16 protein-coding genes and 1 other annotated feature are annotated in these 16,468 nt (G+C 47.5%); of the genes, 11 read left to right on the forward strand and 5 right to left on the reverse strand.

Annotated elements, in window-relative coordinates; translation table 11 throughout:
* Nucleotides 1-34 precede the first annotated feature (34 nt).
* Together DVO77_RS00645 and tsaB are read right to left on the reverse strand one after the other, a co-directional pair.
* Nucleotides 35-400, reverse strand: a complete 366-nt coding sequence (locus DVO77_RS00645) for a hypothetical protein (protein ID WP_119976911.1) — start codon at nt 398-400, stop codon at nt 35-37.
* A 173-nt stretch (nt 401-573) separates the two neighbouring features.
* Complete coding sequence (gene tsaB / locus DVO77_RS00650) at nt 574-1,287, reverse strand: tRNA (adenosine(37)-N6)-threonylcarbamoyltransferase complex dimerization subunit type 1 TsaB (protein WP_119976912.1); 714 nt, start codon at nt 1,285-1,287, stop codon at nt 574-576.
* A gap of 490 nt (nt 1,288-1,777) precedes the next feature.
* Here tsaB and DVO77_RS00655 point away from each other — a divergent pair, with 490 nt between their 5' ends.
* A complete protein-coding gene (locus DVO77_RS00655; RefSeq protein WP_119976913.1) occupies nt 1,778-3,079 on the forward strand; it encodes an NAD(P)/FAD-dependent oxidoreductase in 1,302 nt (433 codons plus the stop codon).
* 206 nt (nt 3,080-3,285) lie between these two features.
* Here DVO77_RS00655 and yoaA read toward each other — a convergent pair whose 3' ends face one another.
* The gene (yoaA, locus tag DVO77_RS00660) at nt 3,286-5,220 is read right to left on the reverse strand and encodes a DNA repair helicase YoaA (protein WP_119976914.1); all 1,935 of its coding nucleotides are present in this window, start codon (nt 5,218-5,220) and stop codon (nt 3,286-3,288) included.
* 342 nt (nt 5,221-5,562) lie between these two features.
* Nucleotides 5,563-5,683, forward strand: a sequence feature (His leader region).
* A 68-nt stretch (nt 5,684-5,751) separates the two neighbouring features.
* Here yoaA and hisG point away from each other — a divergent pair.
* The 10 genes from hisG (at nt 5,752) to DVO77_RS19400 (ending at nt 14,929) form a co-directional block, all read left to right on the forward strand.
* Nucleotides 5,752-6,651: an ATP phosphoribosyltransferase gene (gene hisG / locus DVO77_RS00665; RefSeq protein ID WP_119976915.1), complete on the forward strand. Its 900-nt coding sequence runs from the start codon at nt 5,752-5,754 to the stop codon at nt 6,649-6,651.
* A gap of 43 nt (nt 6,652-6,694) precedes the next feature.
* A complete protein-coding gene (hisD, locus tag DVO77_RS00670) occupies nt 6,695-8,011 on the forward strand; it encodes a histidinol dehydrogenase (RefSeq protein WP_119977080.1) in 1,317 nt (438 codons plus the stop codon).
* A gap of 1 nt (nt 8,012) precedes the next feature.
* Entirely contained in the window at nt 8,013-9,059 is a 1,047-nt protein-coding gene (gene hisC, locus DVO77_RS00675; RefSeq protein ID WP_249038075.1) for a histidinol-phosphate transaminase, read from the forward strand.
* Between the two features lie 81 nt (nt 9,060-9,140).
* On the forward strand, nt 9,141-10,208 hold the full coding sequence (hisB, locus tag DVO77_RS00680; protein ID WP_119976916.1) for a bifunctional histidinol-phosphatase/imidazoleglycerol-phosphate dehydratase HisB: 1,068 nt from the start codon (nt 9,141-9,143) through the stop codon (nt 10,206-10,208).
* Entirely contained in the window at nt 10,205-10,876 is a 672-nt protein-coding gene (gene hisH / locus DVO77_RS00685) for an imidazole glycerol phosphate synthase subunit HisH (protein WP_119976917.1), read from the forward strand. Before hisB ends, hisH begins: the two co-directional genes overlap by 4 nt.
* Nucleotides 10,873-11,610 carry a 1-(5-phosphoribosyl)-5-[(5-phosphoribosylamino)methylideneamino]imidazole-4-carboxamide isomerase gene (gene hisA / locus DVO77_RS00690; RefSeq protein WP_119976918.1) on the forward strand — a complete coding sequence of 246 codons (738 nt, stop codon included), beginning with the start codon at nt 10,873-10,875 and terminating at the stop codon, nt 11,608-11,610. Before hisH ends, hisA begins: the two co-directional genes overlap by 4 nt.
* Nucleotides 11,592-12,365, forward strand: a complete 774-nt coding sequence (gene hisF, locus DVO77_RS00695; RefSeq protein WP_119976919.1) for an imidazole glycerol phosphate synthase subunit HisF — start codon at nt 11,592-11,594, stop codon at nt 12,363-12,365. Before hisA ends, hisF begins: the two co-directional genes overlap by 19 nt.
* A 23-nt stretch (nt 12,366-12,388) precedes the next feature.
* A complete protein-coding gene (gene hisIE / locus DVO77_RS00700; protein WP_119976920.1) occupies nt 12,389-13,009 on the forward strand; it encodes a bifunctional phosphoribosyl-AMP cyclohydrolase/phosphoribosyl-ATP diphosphatase HisIE in 621 nt (206 codons plus the stop codon).
* A gap of 271 nt (nt 13,010-13,280) precedes the next feature.
* Entirely contained in the window at nt 13,281-14,387 is a 1,107-nt protein-coding gene (locus DVO77_RS00705; protein WP_110458036.1) for a phosphoribosylaminoimidazolesuccinocarboxamide synthase, read from the forward strand.
* A 278-nt stretch (nt 14,388-14,665) separates the two neighbouring features.
* Nucleotides 14,666-14,929: a DUF6868 family protein gene (locus DVO77_RS19400; protein WP_373317374.1), complete on the forward strand. Its 264-nt coding sequence runs from the start codon at nt 14,666-14,668 to the stop codon at nt 14,927-14,929.
* Between the two features lie 201 nt (nt 14,930-15,130).
* Here DVO77_RS19400 and lpxM read toward each other — a convergent pair whose 3' ends face one another.
* Nucleotides 15,131-16,066, reverse strand: a complete 936-nt coding sequence (lpxM, locus tag DVO77_RS00710; protein ID WP_110458037.1) for a lauroyl-Kdo(2)-lipid IV(A) myristoyltransferase — start codon at nt 16,064-16,066, stop codon at nt 15,131-15,133.
* 101 nt (nt 16,067-16,167) lie between these two features.
* A complete protein-coding gene (gene ihfA / locus DVO77_RS00715; RefSeq protein WP_110458038.1) occupies nt 16,168-16,467 on the reverse strand; it encodes an integration host factor subunit alpha in 300 nt (99 codons plus the stop codon).
* Nucleotide 16,468 lies beyond the last annotated feature (1 nt).

Raw genomic sequence — 16,468 nt, forward strand, 5'->3', positions numbered from 1 at the left:
AAAATCAACCCAAAGCCTGCCCACGCTGAGCCGCTTAAGCATAAGTGTCGATACCCACCATTTGCGAAATCGCTTCTCGCTGGGCGGCATGTTCGTGGTGAAGATAAGTAGAAATCGCGCCTTGCTTGGCCTGAGTGTTCTGCTCATATTCGAGCTTGGCATCGAGACGGGCATCGAGTTGCATAACTCTTGAGTTGTCTGCATTATCAGCATTGTCAAGTGCCACCTCAGCGGCGCCTGACTGGCCTTGTTGACGCAATAGATCGCTAGACTCAATCGCTTTGACATCAATAATCGCAGGCAAGTCTTGCGCCGCCTTGAGCGGCGCAATGCTGTCACTGATGGTTGTTGCGCTTGGCAATGTATTGCTACGCAGCACATGACCTGATTGGATCTGCATTCACTTACCTCATAGCGTGGCGCTTGATATATGCAGTTCGCCACGACAACGATTAGATTATCGATATTGACTCATGTATTACTCGTTACAACAGCCCCTAGCTTTTAGCATTGTAAACTTGTTAGGGTTAACCTCAAAGCCAACTCCTACAACTCCTATAAGTTTAAAACAGATCACTCACGGCCGGGTAACTTTTTCCACGTAACGGTATCACGTAAATAAACCGGTTCAAGTCCTTCTACATCTGTAGATTGCCCTGCACCATGGGCGATATCAGCAAGTTTCAACATATATTTAGCTTCTGGAAACTTGGCCTCTGGTGCCACCACCATACCATCGATAAGCAACTCAGGATAAGCATCAAAGCCGGTGCCACATGCCATCACCGCGTACTGATAATCTAAAGCACGGCTGACTTCAGCAGGAGCGCACACGCTTTCCCGGCCTATCAGTGTCGCTACACCAGACTGATTAATAAATTCGCCCCAATAGACTTCACCCATACGGGCATCGATGGCAGCCACGACTTGCGCCGTGCCATGGATATCCATTGTCGCCTGCGCCATCGCCTGTAAAGTTGAAATACCCACTACAGGTAAGTCTTGGCCTAACGCTAATCCTTGAGTCATTGATGTGCAGATGCGTATACCGGTAAAACTGCCTGGGCCGCGGCCATAGGCTATCAAGTCAACATCACTTAACCCAATATTGGCATCATTGAGCACCTTATCGACCATAGGTAATAGCCTTTGGCTGTGTTCACGCGGCGCATCGGCCTGCTGGGCATACACTTGCCCCTGATACCTTAAGGCCACCGAGCAAGATTCGGTGCAGGTGTCTAGTGCAAGCAGTGTCAAAGATGAAGCATTGTCTGTATTATCAGGCATTAATCTAACCAAAATAGGAATAAAAGCGCATGTAGTTCGTCAATCGATGTTCATTAAGGTAACCAGTATCGCAGCGCGAAATGACTCGCTCCAGTAATCGAGTGACAATAACATATTGAATGACGCCGATTATAACGTAAATTCAAATCAGGTATAGCCCAAAAGCGTGCATAGACTAAAGCTAACTCAAGATATTGCGCCGCTTTGCGCACTTGTGTTCACCTTCCCGCATCATAACCTCTCGATATAAGCAACATAAGTCAATAACATCAAGCTGCACCTCATAAATCGCTATCATTAACATCACGCAACCGCGGTACGTAAAAAGGCTTTCGTATTTTGGGCCAATTGGCAAGAGTCACTTTGTTGAAAATTATTTCATGGTCAAATTGATGAAAAACGATACCATAAAGGCCATATAGCCAAAATACTCAGCCCATAAGACATTCTGACCACAAGGATCGGCAGCACCATGACACAGGATACAAGTATGAGCACACCACCTCTTAAGATCATTATTGTGGGTGGCGGCGCTGGAGGTCTAGGCCTTGCAACCCAATTGGGGCATAAACTGGGGAAAAAAGGCCAAGCGGAGATCACCTTAATCGATAAAAACCGTACCCATATTTGGAAGCCGCTACTCCATGAAGTCGCCACCGGCTCACTCGATGCCGATCTCGATGGTGTGGTCTATTCGGCCCATGCTGTGCGCCACGGTTATCAATTTCAATTAGGCGAACTCAATCATGTCGATCTTAAGGCTCAGTGCATCACGCTTGCCCCGATAATGAACGCTAATGGGGAAGCTCTACTCCCAAGCAGGCAGCTCAGTTATGATAAATTAGTCATCGCTGTTGGCAGTGTCAGTAATGATTTTGGCACCCCTGGGGTACAAGAGCACTGCTACTTTTTAGACTCCCACCAGCAAGCCAATCGATTCCATAATGGACTGTTAGACAGCTTTACTCGGGTGCATCAATCGGATGAACTCGGCGCACTAAAAATTGCCATTGTTGGCGGCGGCGCCACAGGCGTTGAGCTGTCGGCAGAGCTATACCATGTCACCGAGCAACTCAAAATGTACGGTTTAAGTAAGATGACCGCCGATAAACTGAGCATCAGCTTGATTGAAGCGGGCCCGCGTATTTTACCTGCGTTACCTGAACGGATTGCCGCCAGTGCGGCGCGGGAGTTAACGGCACTGGGCGTTAATATCAGAGAAAACACCCGTATTAATCAAGCCACGGCGCAAGGTTTTATCACCGCCGATGATGAGCTCATCGATGCGCACCTGATGTTGTGGGCTGCGGGGGTTAAGGCCCCCGAGTTTATTAAACAGATTGAGGGGCTCGACCTTAACCGCGCCAACCAAATTCTGGTAAAAGGCACATTGCAAAGTACCCAAGATGATAACGTCTATGTGATTGGTGACTGCTGTGCATGCCAGCAAGCCGATGGCAGTTTTGTCCCACCGCGCGCACAATCGGCACATCAGATGGCCCAATGTGTTGAACACAATATGCTTGCCGAGATAAAACAACTGCCATTGCAAGACTATGTTTATGTCGATCACGGCTCTTTAGTCAATCTATCGCGTTACAGTACCGTCGGTAGCTTGATGGGTAACTTAACCAAAAACAGCATGTTTGTTGAGGGGAAGATCGCTCGCTTTATGTATATCTCGCTATACCGTATGCATCAAAAGGCGATCCATGGCATACCGAAAACCTTGGCATTATGGATGGCAGAAAAAATGATGCGCGTAGTGCGCCCCAGAATGAAGTTGCATTAAGCTCAATCACTCGCATCCTCAAATAAACAGCCTGTATGCTCTGTTTATTTGAGCCGCCAAGTCGCTATTTGCACAAATAGCAGTAAGACAAGATGAACATCTAATCGATTTCACTTATGCGTTTTTCTTAAGTATTTTAACTTAAGCACTTAAAGAGTCAGCTATCAATGTCAGCCTTAAAAGCGAACGTTACCGTCTGTTGGGGCTCAATCTATCTGCTGCAAAAAGGCAATTGCTTGGTCAAGATCCCGGGTGCGGTGCATAGGTGGCAATGAGTTGATAAACGCCTGTCCGTAGGGGCGATTAACGATGCGGTTATCGCATAAAATCAACACGCCGCGATCTTTTTCATCACGGATCAATCGACCAACGCCTTGATTTAAAGTGATCACCGCTTGGGGCAATGACAAACTCATAAAGGGATCGAGCCCATCACGCATGACCCCCTCGGCTCTCGCCTTATACAAGGTGTCATCGGGTGACATAAACGGCAGTTTATCGATAATGACGCAACTTAACAGTTTGCCGCGCACATCAACCCCCTCCCAAAATGCCCCCGTACCCAACAAGACAGCATTACCCAATTGGCGGTACTTTTTCAGCAAGGTTTGTTTGCCCGCCTGCCCTTGTACTAATAAAGGATATTGCACGCGCCCGTGCAGCGCTTGGGCCACCTGATTAAGCATTCGATGGCTAGTAAACAGCATAAAAGTGCGACCTTTAGCGGCATTGATGGCTTTTATCGCCACATCAACCAACTGCTTAGTGGCATTGTCGTGTTGACTGACGCTGCCAAGATGACGTGGCACACAAAATAGCGCTTGGCGCGCATAATCAAATGGACTGTCTAAGATCGCCGTTGGCGCGCTTTTTAATCCTAACGCCTGAGTAAATAAGCCTAAATCACGATTAATTTGTAACGTCGCCGAGGTGAAAATCCAACTGGTATCAGCCCTAAATAATGCCTGGCACTCTTTAGTCACATTAATTGGCGATATTCGCAGCGTCATATGCCGATAACCGTATTCGATACTGTAGGCACTGTTGTGATTATCGCATTGAAAAAACACCGCTAATTTACTTAATTGCTGATTAAGTTTCTCGACGCTATCATCGAACTCTTCATTACGGCCAAGGTACCCCATTAACAGGGTTTGATAAGCGGTCAGCTCTTGTAACAGCGCCCATGAGGCTGTCATTATCGCTTTATCGGCCAGCAGATAACGCCAATTGACTTGTTCGGTAGCAAAGACTTGAGCTTGCCATTGCTCTATCAAGGTGTAACAGCGGGCCGTCATCGACGCTATCTGCGCTGAGTCAGTCATCGATTCACGGTAAAGCTGGGCAAAGCGTTCGATTAGGTTAATCACGCTTTTAATATTCAGCTGCTGACCAAAGTAAGTGACCGCAATATCGGGCAGCAGATGTGCCTCATCAAAAATAACGGCGTCGGTATCGGGCAACAGCTCGGCAAAGCCAGTCTCTTTCAACACGCTGTCGGCAAAAAACAGGTGATGATTAACCACTATCACCTTGGCATCCATCGCCTTTTGCCGCGCTTTACGGGTAAAGCAAGATTCATAATGCTCGCAGGCTTTACCAATACAACTCTCTTTTGAACTGACCACCAAAGGCAAGGCTGCTGAGTTTTCTGACACACTATGAAGACCGCCGATATCACCATCTTGAGTCTGTCCTGCCCATTGATTGATACGCAGCAGATCGTCAAGGACTTGGCTGTCCATCACATCTGCACCGTTGAGTTGCCGCTCCATATTGAGCTGACAAAGGTAGTTGCTGCGGCCTTTGAGTAACGCGACGTTTAGTTTAATATCGAGCATCGACAACAATGCAGGAATATCTTTAAAGAACAATTGCTCTTGTAGGTTTTTACTGCCGGTGCTGATGATAACTTGCTGACCACTGAGCAGTGCTGGCACCAAATACGCGTAGGTTTTACCCACACCAGTGCCCGCTTCAACCACCAAGTTGTCTGCACGCGACATCGCTTGGCTGACTAAAGCTGCCATCTGTTGCTGCTGTGGGCGGCAACTGTAGCCGCTAACGCCTTGGGCTATAACACCGTCATCAGCGAAAATACGCGCCACTTCTTGGGTTAATCTGCTGCTCGTCAATCTCAATCCATCATAGGGTTGTCAGTGCTATCGTGTGGGCATTATCCGTGTTTCATCTCTGAGCACAAGTGGTCGGCATTATCTCACTGTCAAAACTTGTTACCTTTACGGCTCACCACCCAACCGATTTTACGACGGACAACGCGACTTCCCTACCACCAAAGCCATTTTGACTATGCACAACGCCTTTTCCCCACGCAGCTTGAAGATGAAGATCACTCATGATGCAAATTAGGGGTTGCATAAATATCCAATCTTGATTAGTTTAAATACAACTTAGGCGACAGCATCGCCGCTTTAGCAAATGATTACACGAGAAAAGAACATGACACAGCGTTTGAACACTATCCATCATCACCATCATATGCGGTAGCCTTCGGACGCTTACTGCCGGAGGACTATTTCCTTCTGGCGGTTGATTCAAGACAGATCAAAAACCCCTGGAAGGAATTCCGGGGGTTTTTAGTTTCTAGCTTAATATTTTGTTTTAAAACAGTTTTTAAAAAATTATAGAATCAACCATAGAGGAAGTCAGTTATGTCAGAGTCAAGCAGATTACGTATCGCCATCCAAAAATCAGGCCGACTATCAAAAGAATCACAAAAGTTATTAAAAAGCTGCGGGGTTAAGTTTAACGTTAACGAACAACGCCTTATTGCCCACTCTGACAATATGCCTATCGATCTGCTGCGGGTGCGTGATGATGATATCCCTGGCCTTGTGATGGATGGCGTGGTTGATCTGGGCATCATAGGTGAAAACGTGCTTGAAGAGGAACAGATTGAACGTCAAACCTTAGGCAAACCAGCTGAATGCCTCAAGCTAAGAGAACTCGATTTTGGCGCCTGTCGATTATCGCTGGCTGTACCTAATGAATTTAATTATCAAGATGCGACCTCACTCGAAGGACTGCGCATCGCCACCTCTTACCCGAACCTACTTCGCCGTTATATGCAGCAAAAAGGCATAAGTTATCGCGACTGTATGCTTAAGGGCTCGGTCGAAGTTGCCCCTCGCGCGGGCCTTTCTGATGGGATCTGCGACTTGGTATCAACTGGCGCCACCTTAGAAGCAAATGGCCTGTACGAAACTGAGGTGATCTACCGCTCTATGGCCTGCATCATTCAATCGACGCAAGAGCAAACCCCTGACAAACAAGCGCTGATCAACAAGATTCTTTCTCGTATCAATGGCGTTGTACGCGCTAAAGAGAGTAAATATATTCTGCTGCACGCGCCTACCGAAACCCTCGATCAAATTGTGGCCCTATTACCCGGCGCTGAAAACCCAACCGTACTGCCCCTTAACGATGATACCAATCGCGTCGCTATCCACGCGGTAAGCACTGAAGATCTGTTCTGGGATACCATGGAGGAGCTCACTCAGCTCGGAGCCAGTTCAATACTGGTCATGCCAATCGAAAAAATGATGGGTTAACACTATGACATTAACGACAAGTACCGATGCGATTAAGGTCGAGATGCAACAACTTAAGTGGGCAGAGTTAAGCCTTGGCGAGCAACAACAAGCACTGCAACGCTCTCCCCTCGTTGGCGATTTGGCGCTAGAGCAAAGTGTCAAAACCATTATTGATAAGGTGGCTAACGACGGCGATGTCGCGCTCAAGCAATTGTCAAAGCAGTTTGATGGCGTCGAGTTAGATAAGCTTGCACTGTCTGACATTGAGATAAAGGCTGCCTGCGCAAGAGTTAGCGATGAAATAAAAACCGCCATAGCCCAAGCTATGGGCAATATTGAAACCTTCCATAAAGCGCAAGCCTTTCAAGGCATTGATGTTGAAACTCAAGCCGGCGTGCGCTGCGAACTTCGCAGTGAGCCCATCGAGAAAGTGGGGCTTTATATTCCTGGCGGCAGTGCGCCATTAATATCCACCGTATTGATGCTCGCCCTGCCAGCCCAAATTGCAGGATGTGAGCAACGCGTACTCGTCAGCCCCCCGCCAATTGATGATGCCATTGTCTATGCCGCAAACGCTTGCGGTATAGAGCAGATATTCCAAGTGGGCGGCGCCCAAGCCATCGCCGCCCTTGCATTAGGCACAGAGGCAATTCCTGCGGTCGATAAAATATTTGGCCCAGGCAATCGCTATGTCACCGAAGCTAAACGTCTGGTATCCCAAGACAGTCGCTGCGTGGTGAGTATCGATATGCCAGCGGGCCCATCAGAGGTATTAGTTATCGCAGATAAAGACGCGAACCCCAGCTTTATTGCCGCAGACCTATTATCTCAAGCGGAGCACGGCCCAGACTCTCAAGTGATGCTGGTCACCGACAGTCAAAATTTGGCCAATGAGGTCAATCAAGCGCTGCAACAACAACTTGCTCTATTACCTAGAGCCGATATCGCCACAACGGCGCTAAGTTGCAGCCGTACCATATTGGTTAAAGATATGGATGAAGCGGCCAAGGTGGCCAACCGTTATGGCCCTGAACACTTAATTATTCAAACCAATGCGCCCCGTGAGCTGCTTAAGCAAATTCGCGCAGCGGGTTCGGTCTTTTTAGGGGCTTACACACCTGAGTCGGTTGGCGATTATGCCAGTGGCACCAATCATGTGTTACCCACCTACGGTTATAGCAGAGCCGTATCTAGCCTATCGCTTGCCGATTTTAGCCGCCGCTTTACCGTGCAAGAACTCAGTGCAGAAGGCTTAATGGGGCTAGGACAAAGCGTGATGACGCTTGCCAGCGCCGAGCAACTCGATGCCCACAAAAATGCCATTGCAGTGCGCCTGCTTAGCATTGAAACCGAAACGAGTATGGATAAAGGAGCGTAATATGAGTCAGCAGAAGTTAACTATTGCCGAGCGACTTGCACGCCCAGAGCTGCTGACACTGCAGCCCTATGAGTCTGCGCGCCGCATTGGGGGCGAGGGTCAAATTTGGATCAATGCCAATGAGTCGCCTTTTAACAACAGTGATGTCGATAATCTCAACCGTTACCCTGAATGTCAGCCACCAGCGCTCATTAACGCCTATGCGCAATACGCCCAAGTGCGCAGTGAACAAGTCATCACCAGTCGCGGCGCCGATGAAGCTATCGAGCTGTTAATCCGCACATTTTGCGTGCCGGGCAAAGATAGCATCGCCTGTTTTGGACCGACCTATGGCATGTATGCCATTAGCGCCCAAACCTTTAATGTCGGCGTTAACGCCCTGCGCCTCAATGATGAGTATCAACTGCCAAATGATATCGCAGAGCAAGTTAGCGATGCCAAGCTAGTGTTTATTTGTAACCCCAACAATCCAACTGGTACTGTCATTAGCCCACAGGTAATAGCACAGGTTATCGCAAAGCTGCCTGATGCACTCGTCGTTGTCGATGAAGCCTATATTGAGTTTTGCCCCGACTATAGCGTTGCCAACCTTATCGACCAGTTTGACAACCTTGTGGTGCTGCGCACCTTGTCCAAAGCGTTTGCATTGGCTGGCGCACGCTGCGGCTTTATGCTCGCCAATGAGATGATCATTGAGATGGTGATGCGAGTCATCGCGCCCTACCCTGTACCTTTACCAGTATCGAATCTTGCTTGCGAGGCGCTAAGCCTACAAGGCATCGACACCATGAAACAACAGGTTAGTCAACTGAAACAAAATGGTTCACGACTCAGTGAGGCCTTGCTGCGCATCGGCGCTAGCGTGCTGCCAGCCAATGGCAACTTTGTGTTGGCGACCTTTAGTGATGTGACCGATATCCGACATAAACTTAAGCAAGGGGGCGTCGTGGCCCGCGCCTATAAAGATCCCGCTCTTGCCAACAGCATTCGCTTTAGTTTTGCCAGTGATGAACAAACTGATACGTTAATCAAACTGCTGGTCGATTAATAGCTGCGAAACACTGACATTGCCCCATATAACCCTAACTAGTGGCACAGAATAAGAATTGAAATTGAAGGTAGACAAAAGATGAAGCAAAAGATCCTTTTTATCGATAGAGATGGCACCATCATCGAAGAGCCTATTACTGACAAGCAAGTTGATAGCTTAGCCAAGTTAGTCTTTGAACCACAGGTGATCCCTGCGCTGCTTAAGCTGCAAAAAGCGGGTTATCGACTCGTGATGGTCAGTAACCAAGATGGATTAGGCACACCTTCGTTCCCGAAAGATGATTTTGATGCACCGCAAAATATGATGATGCAGATCTTAACCAGCCAAGGAATAGTCTTCGATGACGTGCTGATCTGCCCCCATTTTAATGATGAAAACTGCAGCTGTCGTAAGCCCAAACTGGGCTTAGTCAAATCTTACCTCACCGAAGGCCGCGTCGACTTTACCGCCTCTGCGGTGATTGGCGATAGAGAAACCGATTTAGGTCTTGCCGATGCCATGGGAATAGCCGGACTGCAGTACAACCGTGAGACCCTAAACTGGGATGCGATTGCCGATAAGCTCCTTTGCAGCGATCGCGTTGCCACGGTCGTGCGCACCACCAAAGAAACCGACATTCGCGTCACCATTGATTTAGATAGCCAGCAGAAAAGCGACATCAATACTGGCATTGGCTTTTTTGATCACATGCTCGACCAAATCGCCACCCACGGCAGCTTTAAGATGGATGTTAGCGTCGATGGCGACCTAGAAATAGATGACCATCACAGCGTCGAAGACACCGCGTTGGCCATTGGTGACGCACTAAGGCAAGCCCTAGGTGACAAGCGTGGCATCGCCCGTTTTGGCTTTAGCATCCCTATGGACGAAGCCAGTGCCACTTGTTTGCTGGACTTATCAGGGCGACCGTTCATCAAGTTTGACGGCCAATTCGAACGTGAAATGGTGGGCGAAATGGCTACCGAAATGGTGCCGCATTTTTTCCGTTCTTTCGCCGATGGGCTGCGCTGCACCCTGCACTTATCCACCAATGGCGATAACGATCACCACAAGGTAGAAAGTCTCTTTAAAGTGCTGGGTCGCACCCTTCGCCAAGCCGTCAAAGTCGAAGGTGATGCCTTGCCATCAAGTAAAGGTGTGCTATGAGCAATGATAAAGACAGCACCATTATCATCGACACTGGCTGCGCCAATTTAAGCTCGGTCCGCTATGCGTTTGAGCGTATCGGCGCCGATGTTCAAATCAGTGACGATTTGACCAAAATCAACGCCGCCACCCGCGTAATACTGCCCGGTGTGGGTAGCGCTCAAGCGGCAATGGCATCACTTAATGACAAAGCCCTCCTCGATACCATTAAGTCATTAACCCAACCCGTACTTGGCGTGTGTCTTGGCATGCAGATGATGACTAACTCATCGACTGAGCGCGGTAATTTTGCAGTAAAAAACAGCACTGACGGTTGTCGCTGCTTAGGGCTTATCGATACCGAGATTAGCGACCTTGATAGCCATGGACTGCCACTGCCGCACATGGGCTGGAATCAGATAACGCCAACGGCCCACCCACTGTTTGCAGGAATTGCCGCTGGCAGCTATGTCTATTTTGTTCATAGCTACCGCGCACCAATCAGCCAATACACCATAGCCCAGAGTGAATATGGTGAAGCCTTCAGCGCTGCAATCGCGAAAGACAATTTTATGGGGGTGCAGTTTCACCCTGAAAAAAGCGCCGCCATTGGCGCTCAAATACTGAAAAACTTTATGAAAATGACCCGTGACAGTCTTAGCCCACAAACAGCGGAGGTCGCCCAATGATCATCCCCGCAATCGATCTTATCGACGGCCAAGTGGTTCGCCTCTATCAAGGCGACTATAACCAGCAAACAACTTTTGCCTTAAGCCCATTAAGCCAACTGCAATCTTATCAAGCTCAAGGCGCCAAATGGCTACACATTGTCGACCTTACTGGTGCGAAAGCACCTGAAAAACGCCAAACAGCATTAATAGCCGAGTTAGTAAACGGACTCGATGCCAATATTCAAGTAGGCGGCGGCATTCGCAGTGAGGCGCAAGTGGCAGAGCTACTCGAAATCGGCGTCAAACGGGTGGTGATCGGCTCGCTCGCGGTGAATGAGACCGCGCTGGTGCAAAGCTGGTTTACCAAATATGGTAGCGACGCCATCTGCTTAGCACTCGATGTTAATATCAACGAGCAAGGTGAAAAAATCGTTGCCGTTTCGGGTTGGCAATCGGGTGGCGGTAAAACCTTAGAGTCATTGGTGGAAGCTTTTAAACCTTATGGCCTAAAACACGCACTGGTGACCGACATTAGTCGTGATGGCACCCTTAAGGGCAGTAACACCGAATTATACCAAGAGATCGCTCAGCTTTATCCCGATATTGCATGGCAAGCCTCTGGTGGTATTGCTACTCTCGAGGACGTTACCGCAGTAAGAGACAGTGGCGCCAACGGTATTATTATCGGCAAAGCCCTGTTAATTGAAAACTTTAGTGTCGAGGAGGCTATCGCATGTTGGCCAAACGCATAGTTCCCTGTCTCGATGTTCGCGAAGGTAAAGTGGTTAAAGGCGTGCAGTTTCGTAACCATGAAATTGTCGGTGACATAGTGCCACTTGCCGCACGTTATGCCCTTGAGGGCGCCGATGAACTGGTGTTTTATGATATCACTGCCAGCGCCCACGATCGGGTTGTCGATAAAAGCTGGGTCAGCCGCGTCGCCGAGCAGATAGATATCCCCTTCTGTGTTGCGGGTGGGATAAAAACGATTGCTCAGGCGCGAGAAAAGCTTGCCTTTGGCGCCGATAAAATCTCGATTAATTCACCGGCTTTAAGTGATCCTAGCCTTATCGATCGCCTGCAAGATGAGTTTGGCCGCCAATGCATCGTCATCGGTATCGACTCCTATTATGATGCCGACAGTGACTGCTACAAAGTCAAACAGTTTACTGGTGATGAAGCCGCCACCAAAGATACCCAGTGGTATACCCAAGACTGGGTCGAAGAGGTGCAAAAACGCGGCTGCGGCGAGATCGTACTCAATGTGATGAACCAAGACGGCGTGCGCCAAGGCTATGATATAAAACAGCTCTCGATGATCAGAGCGATATGCGATGTCCCATTAATTGCCTCAGGTGGTGCAGGTACTATGGCGCATTTTAAAGCAGTCTTTGAAGAGGCCAAAGTGGATGCGGCATTAGCCGCCAGTGTGTTTCATAAAGGGATCATCGACATTCAAGCATTAAAACGTTACCTACAAGATAATGGCATCCAGATGCGTTTGTAACCGCAAGCTGATAAGGATCAACAATGAAAAACAGACAAGATTTTTCCAATTTAGATTGGGATAAACAGCAGGGACTTATTCCTGCCGTGGTACAAAACCACCTTACCGGTAAAGTATTAATGCTCGGCTATATGGATAAAGCCGCATTAACAAAAACCCTAGACACCAAAATGGTGACCTTTTTTAGTCGCAGTAAACAGCGGCTGTGGACCAAAGGTGAGACCTCTGGTAACACCCTAGATTTAGTGACCATCGATTGTGACTGCGACAATGACAGTTTATTAGTGCAAGTGATCCCAAATGGGCCTACCTGCCACCTGGAACGTGAAAGCTGCTGGCCAGACGGGGATGCCCATCCGTTTATCGATAACCTTACTAAGCTCATTGCTTCACGTAAGGGCCAAGATGCCAAGTCGAGCTACACTGCTCATCTATTTGAGCGTGGCACTAAACGTATTGCGCAGAAAGTTGGCGAAGAGGGATTAGAAACCGCGCTCGCCGCGGCGACGCATGATAAACCCGAACTAATCGATGAAGCATCCGATCTTATCTATCACTTGTTAGTGCTGCTAGAAGATCAAGAACTCAGCCTTGCCGACATTACCGCTAATCTGCTCAAGCGCCACAGTCAATCGAGCCAGTAGCAAATAGCAAATAGCAAATAATAAGTAGTCGATAGTAAGTCACTCCGTACATAGCAAACCATTATGCAAAGAGTCCATTCGGGCTCTTTTTTATACGCTACGTCAGCCACAATCAGCAATGCTCAACTAACATCATCAGCGATAATTCATTAAACAAAACACTCTGTTTTCAAGTAAGTTATCCCACCGAAAAGACTGTTGCCACCTGTCAGTTCTGTTACAATTGCGCCGTTATCTCATCCTCTAACATGACAACTAAAAATAATACCCTATGAATCAATCAAACAAAGTTTTAGCCGTTAATGATGATCTGCCAATTCGTACCGATAAGGCTGTCCATTCAGGTAAAGTGCGCAGCGTATATTGGTTAACCGCAGCCGATAGCGCCCGTCTTATCGAGCAAAAAGGCTACGATGTGCCTGCCGATACCCCGCTAGCCATTATGGTGATCAGTGACCGTATTTCAGCCTTTGACTGTATTTGGCAAGGCGAGAATGGCCTTAATGGCGTACCCGGAAAAGGCGCCGCACTCAATGCCATCTCAAACCATTGGTTCAAACTGTTCAAAGAGAAAGGACTAGCAGATAGCCATATTCTTGATGTGCCGCATCCATTTGTATGGATAGTACAAAAAGCGAAGCCGGTAATGGTTGAAGCGATCGCAAGACAATACATCACCGGTTCCATGTGGCGAGCATATAGCAAAGGCGAACGTGATTTTTGCGGTATTACCCTACCTGAAGGGCTTAAGAAAGATCAAAAGCTGGATGAAGTACTAATCACCCCATCGACCAAAGGGGTGCTAACCGGACTTGAAGGCGTACCTGAAGCCGATGATGTAAATGTGTCGCGCGCCGATCTTGAGCGTCACCTTAACGCTTTCAACTTTCGTTCAATCAGCGACATCGACTTATATGAAAAACTCCTCAAAGAAGGCTTTGCGGTGATCAGTGATGCACTAGCAGAACAAGATCAAATTTTTGTCGATACCAAATTTGAATTTGGCTATGTAAAAGATGCCAGCGGCCAAGAGAAGCTTATCTATATGGATGAAGTCGGTACACCTGATTCATCACGTATTTGGGACGGTGAAGCACATCGTAACGGCAAAATCGTCGAGAAATCAAAAGAGGGTTTCCGCCAGTGGTTACTAAACCATTTCCCCGATCCCGACATCTTGCTCAATAAAGAGCGCATGCCTGAGCGTTTTGCCCTCGCCCGCGATAATAAGCTGCCAACAGAAGTAATGATGGATATCTCAAATACCTATGTTGGTATCGCAGAAACCATTATTGGTGAGAAACTCATCTTAAGTGACAACCCGCGTCAAGAAGTCATTAATATCCTGCGTGATGAGTATCAATTAATTGTGAATTAATCGCTGACACCTTGCACCAGCGTCAATGATAAAACCGTAATGGTAACTGCTCCATTACGGTTTTTTTATGCCAAAATGAAGCTCAGGTATTAGCTTCTTAGCTTTAAATCATATTCCCGCTGCGACATGAGCATCTTTATCGTCATCACCAAACCTCAGCATTAAGTAACCACTTTAATGGCAAATGATACCTTCAAATCACCCAGCATAAATTAACTCATAAGCTTGCCCACAGCACTTATAATAAAGTGATAATAATTCATTAATGTGGGACACCTATGAATACTCTTAATCTAGATACTATCAATTACATCTGTGGATTTTTAGGTTGGTGTACGATACTCAATATCGTGTTGTTCTGTTATATGGCAGTTATGCTTATCGCCTTTAATGCACCAATCAAGCGCTTGCATAGCCGTATAATGCTTATCCCTAAAGAACAGCTAAACGGGCTTTACTTCTCATTTTTAGCACACTATAAATTGGCGATATTGATCTTAAATCTGGTGCCTTATTGTGCCATGAAAATAATGACTCAATAACATTTTGCTGTAGCCTAGCCCGCGCTCAATATTGTGATTCTGTCATCGTGCACACGGTGTAATGCCTTATTTCAGCAAGCCTAATGACAACAAGCAACGATTTAACAGATCCAAAGTCACCATATAAAACAGGTGGATCGCACTTGTTGTCGAGCCACCTGTTTTCTGAGATTTCTCAAGTTTACTTGGGTGAGTCGCACCTCAATAAATAGGCGCCTCTCCCGGCGGGCGGGTACGTAAGACTTTTAAAAACCACATATACTGCTCTGGATACGCTGAAATGACCTGCTCTACTGCGCGGTTAAGCGCTAAGGCTTCATTTTCTTTGCCTTGCATCTCATCGGGAGAAATCGCCGGCATGACAGTTAACTGGAATTTGCGGCGCTGTTGATCGTAGCCAATTTTAACAGGCATCACCTGAGCGTTTCCAGCCGATGCTAATCTTCCCACCACAGGCAGCGTGGCTTTTACCGTGGCAAAAAAAGGCGCAAATACACTTTTTTCTGGGCCTAAATCTTCATCGGGCAGATAAAAGAAACTGTTATCATTTTTAAGTTCAGAAAGTAGTGCCCGAATGCCAGCATCGCGCATATAGATATTGCCACCTTGTGAGCTGCGCATGCGATTATTAAACCAATCAAAGAGTGTATTGCGGTGCGCTTTAGCCATAGAGACCATAGGCAACTCGAGATTCAAACGCAGCCCCGCATACTCAATTCCCCATACATGGGGCATGATAAAGATAACGGGTTGGCCCGCATCGCGCGCCCGCTGTACATGCTCAAAGCCATCAAGCATGACACGGCGACGTAAATTATCGCTCGAGCGAATAAGTAACTCTGATTGTGCCAGCAAGATCATCACAAAATTAGCGATATTCTCATCGAGTAACTGACTAATTTCGCTCTGTGATTTTTCTGGAAAGCAGGTTTCTAGGTTAGCCCTTGCAATGCGCAGCGGTTTTTTAGCCACTTTTTTAACTAATTTGGCGAGCATGCGCGCTATGGGATCGCGCACTCGTGCTGGCATTGCACCAAAAATGACCAACACACCGATCGCCAGCCATGTTGGCCAAAGTTTGGGGTGTAACAAGCTAAGCTTAAAGCGGCGATCAAAATATTTGGGTTTTCTAGACAAGTAATTAAACCTCTAAACTTGCAAAAAAGTAAGATGAATCGGCAAATAAAAAACAGAAAAAGCCACTCTTTGAGTGGCCTTAACTGTCTCGATAACTAACGTTATTTATCGGCTTTATTAGCCTCTTCGACTCGGCTCTTGAGCTTCTGTCCTGGACGGAAAGTCACCACACGACGAGCAGAAATTGGAATATCCTCGCCTGTTTTTGGGTTTCTTCCCGGTCTTTGGTTTTTGTCCCTTAGGTCAAAGTTGCCAAAACCAGATAACTTGACCTGCTCACCGTTTTCGAGTGCTTGACGAATCTCTTCGAAAAACGTCTCTACCATCTCTTTTGCGACTCGCTTATTAATACCAAGTGTCTCAAAAAGATGTTCTGCCATTTCGGCTTTGGTAAGTGCCATA

Source organism: Shewanella algidipiscicola (assembly GCF_003605125.1).
Lineage (GTDB): Bacteria > Pseudomonadota > Gammaproteobacteria > Enterobacterales > Shewanellaceae > Shewanella > Shewanella algidipiscicola.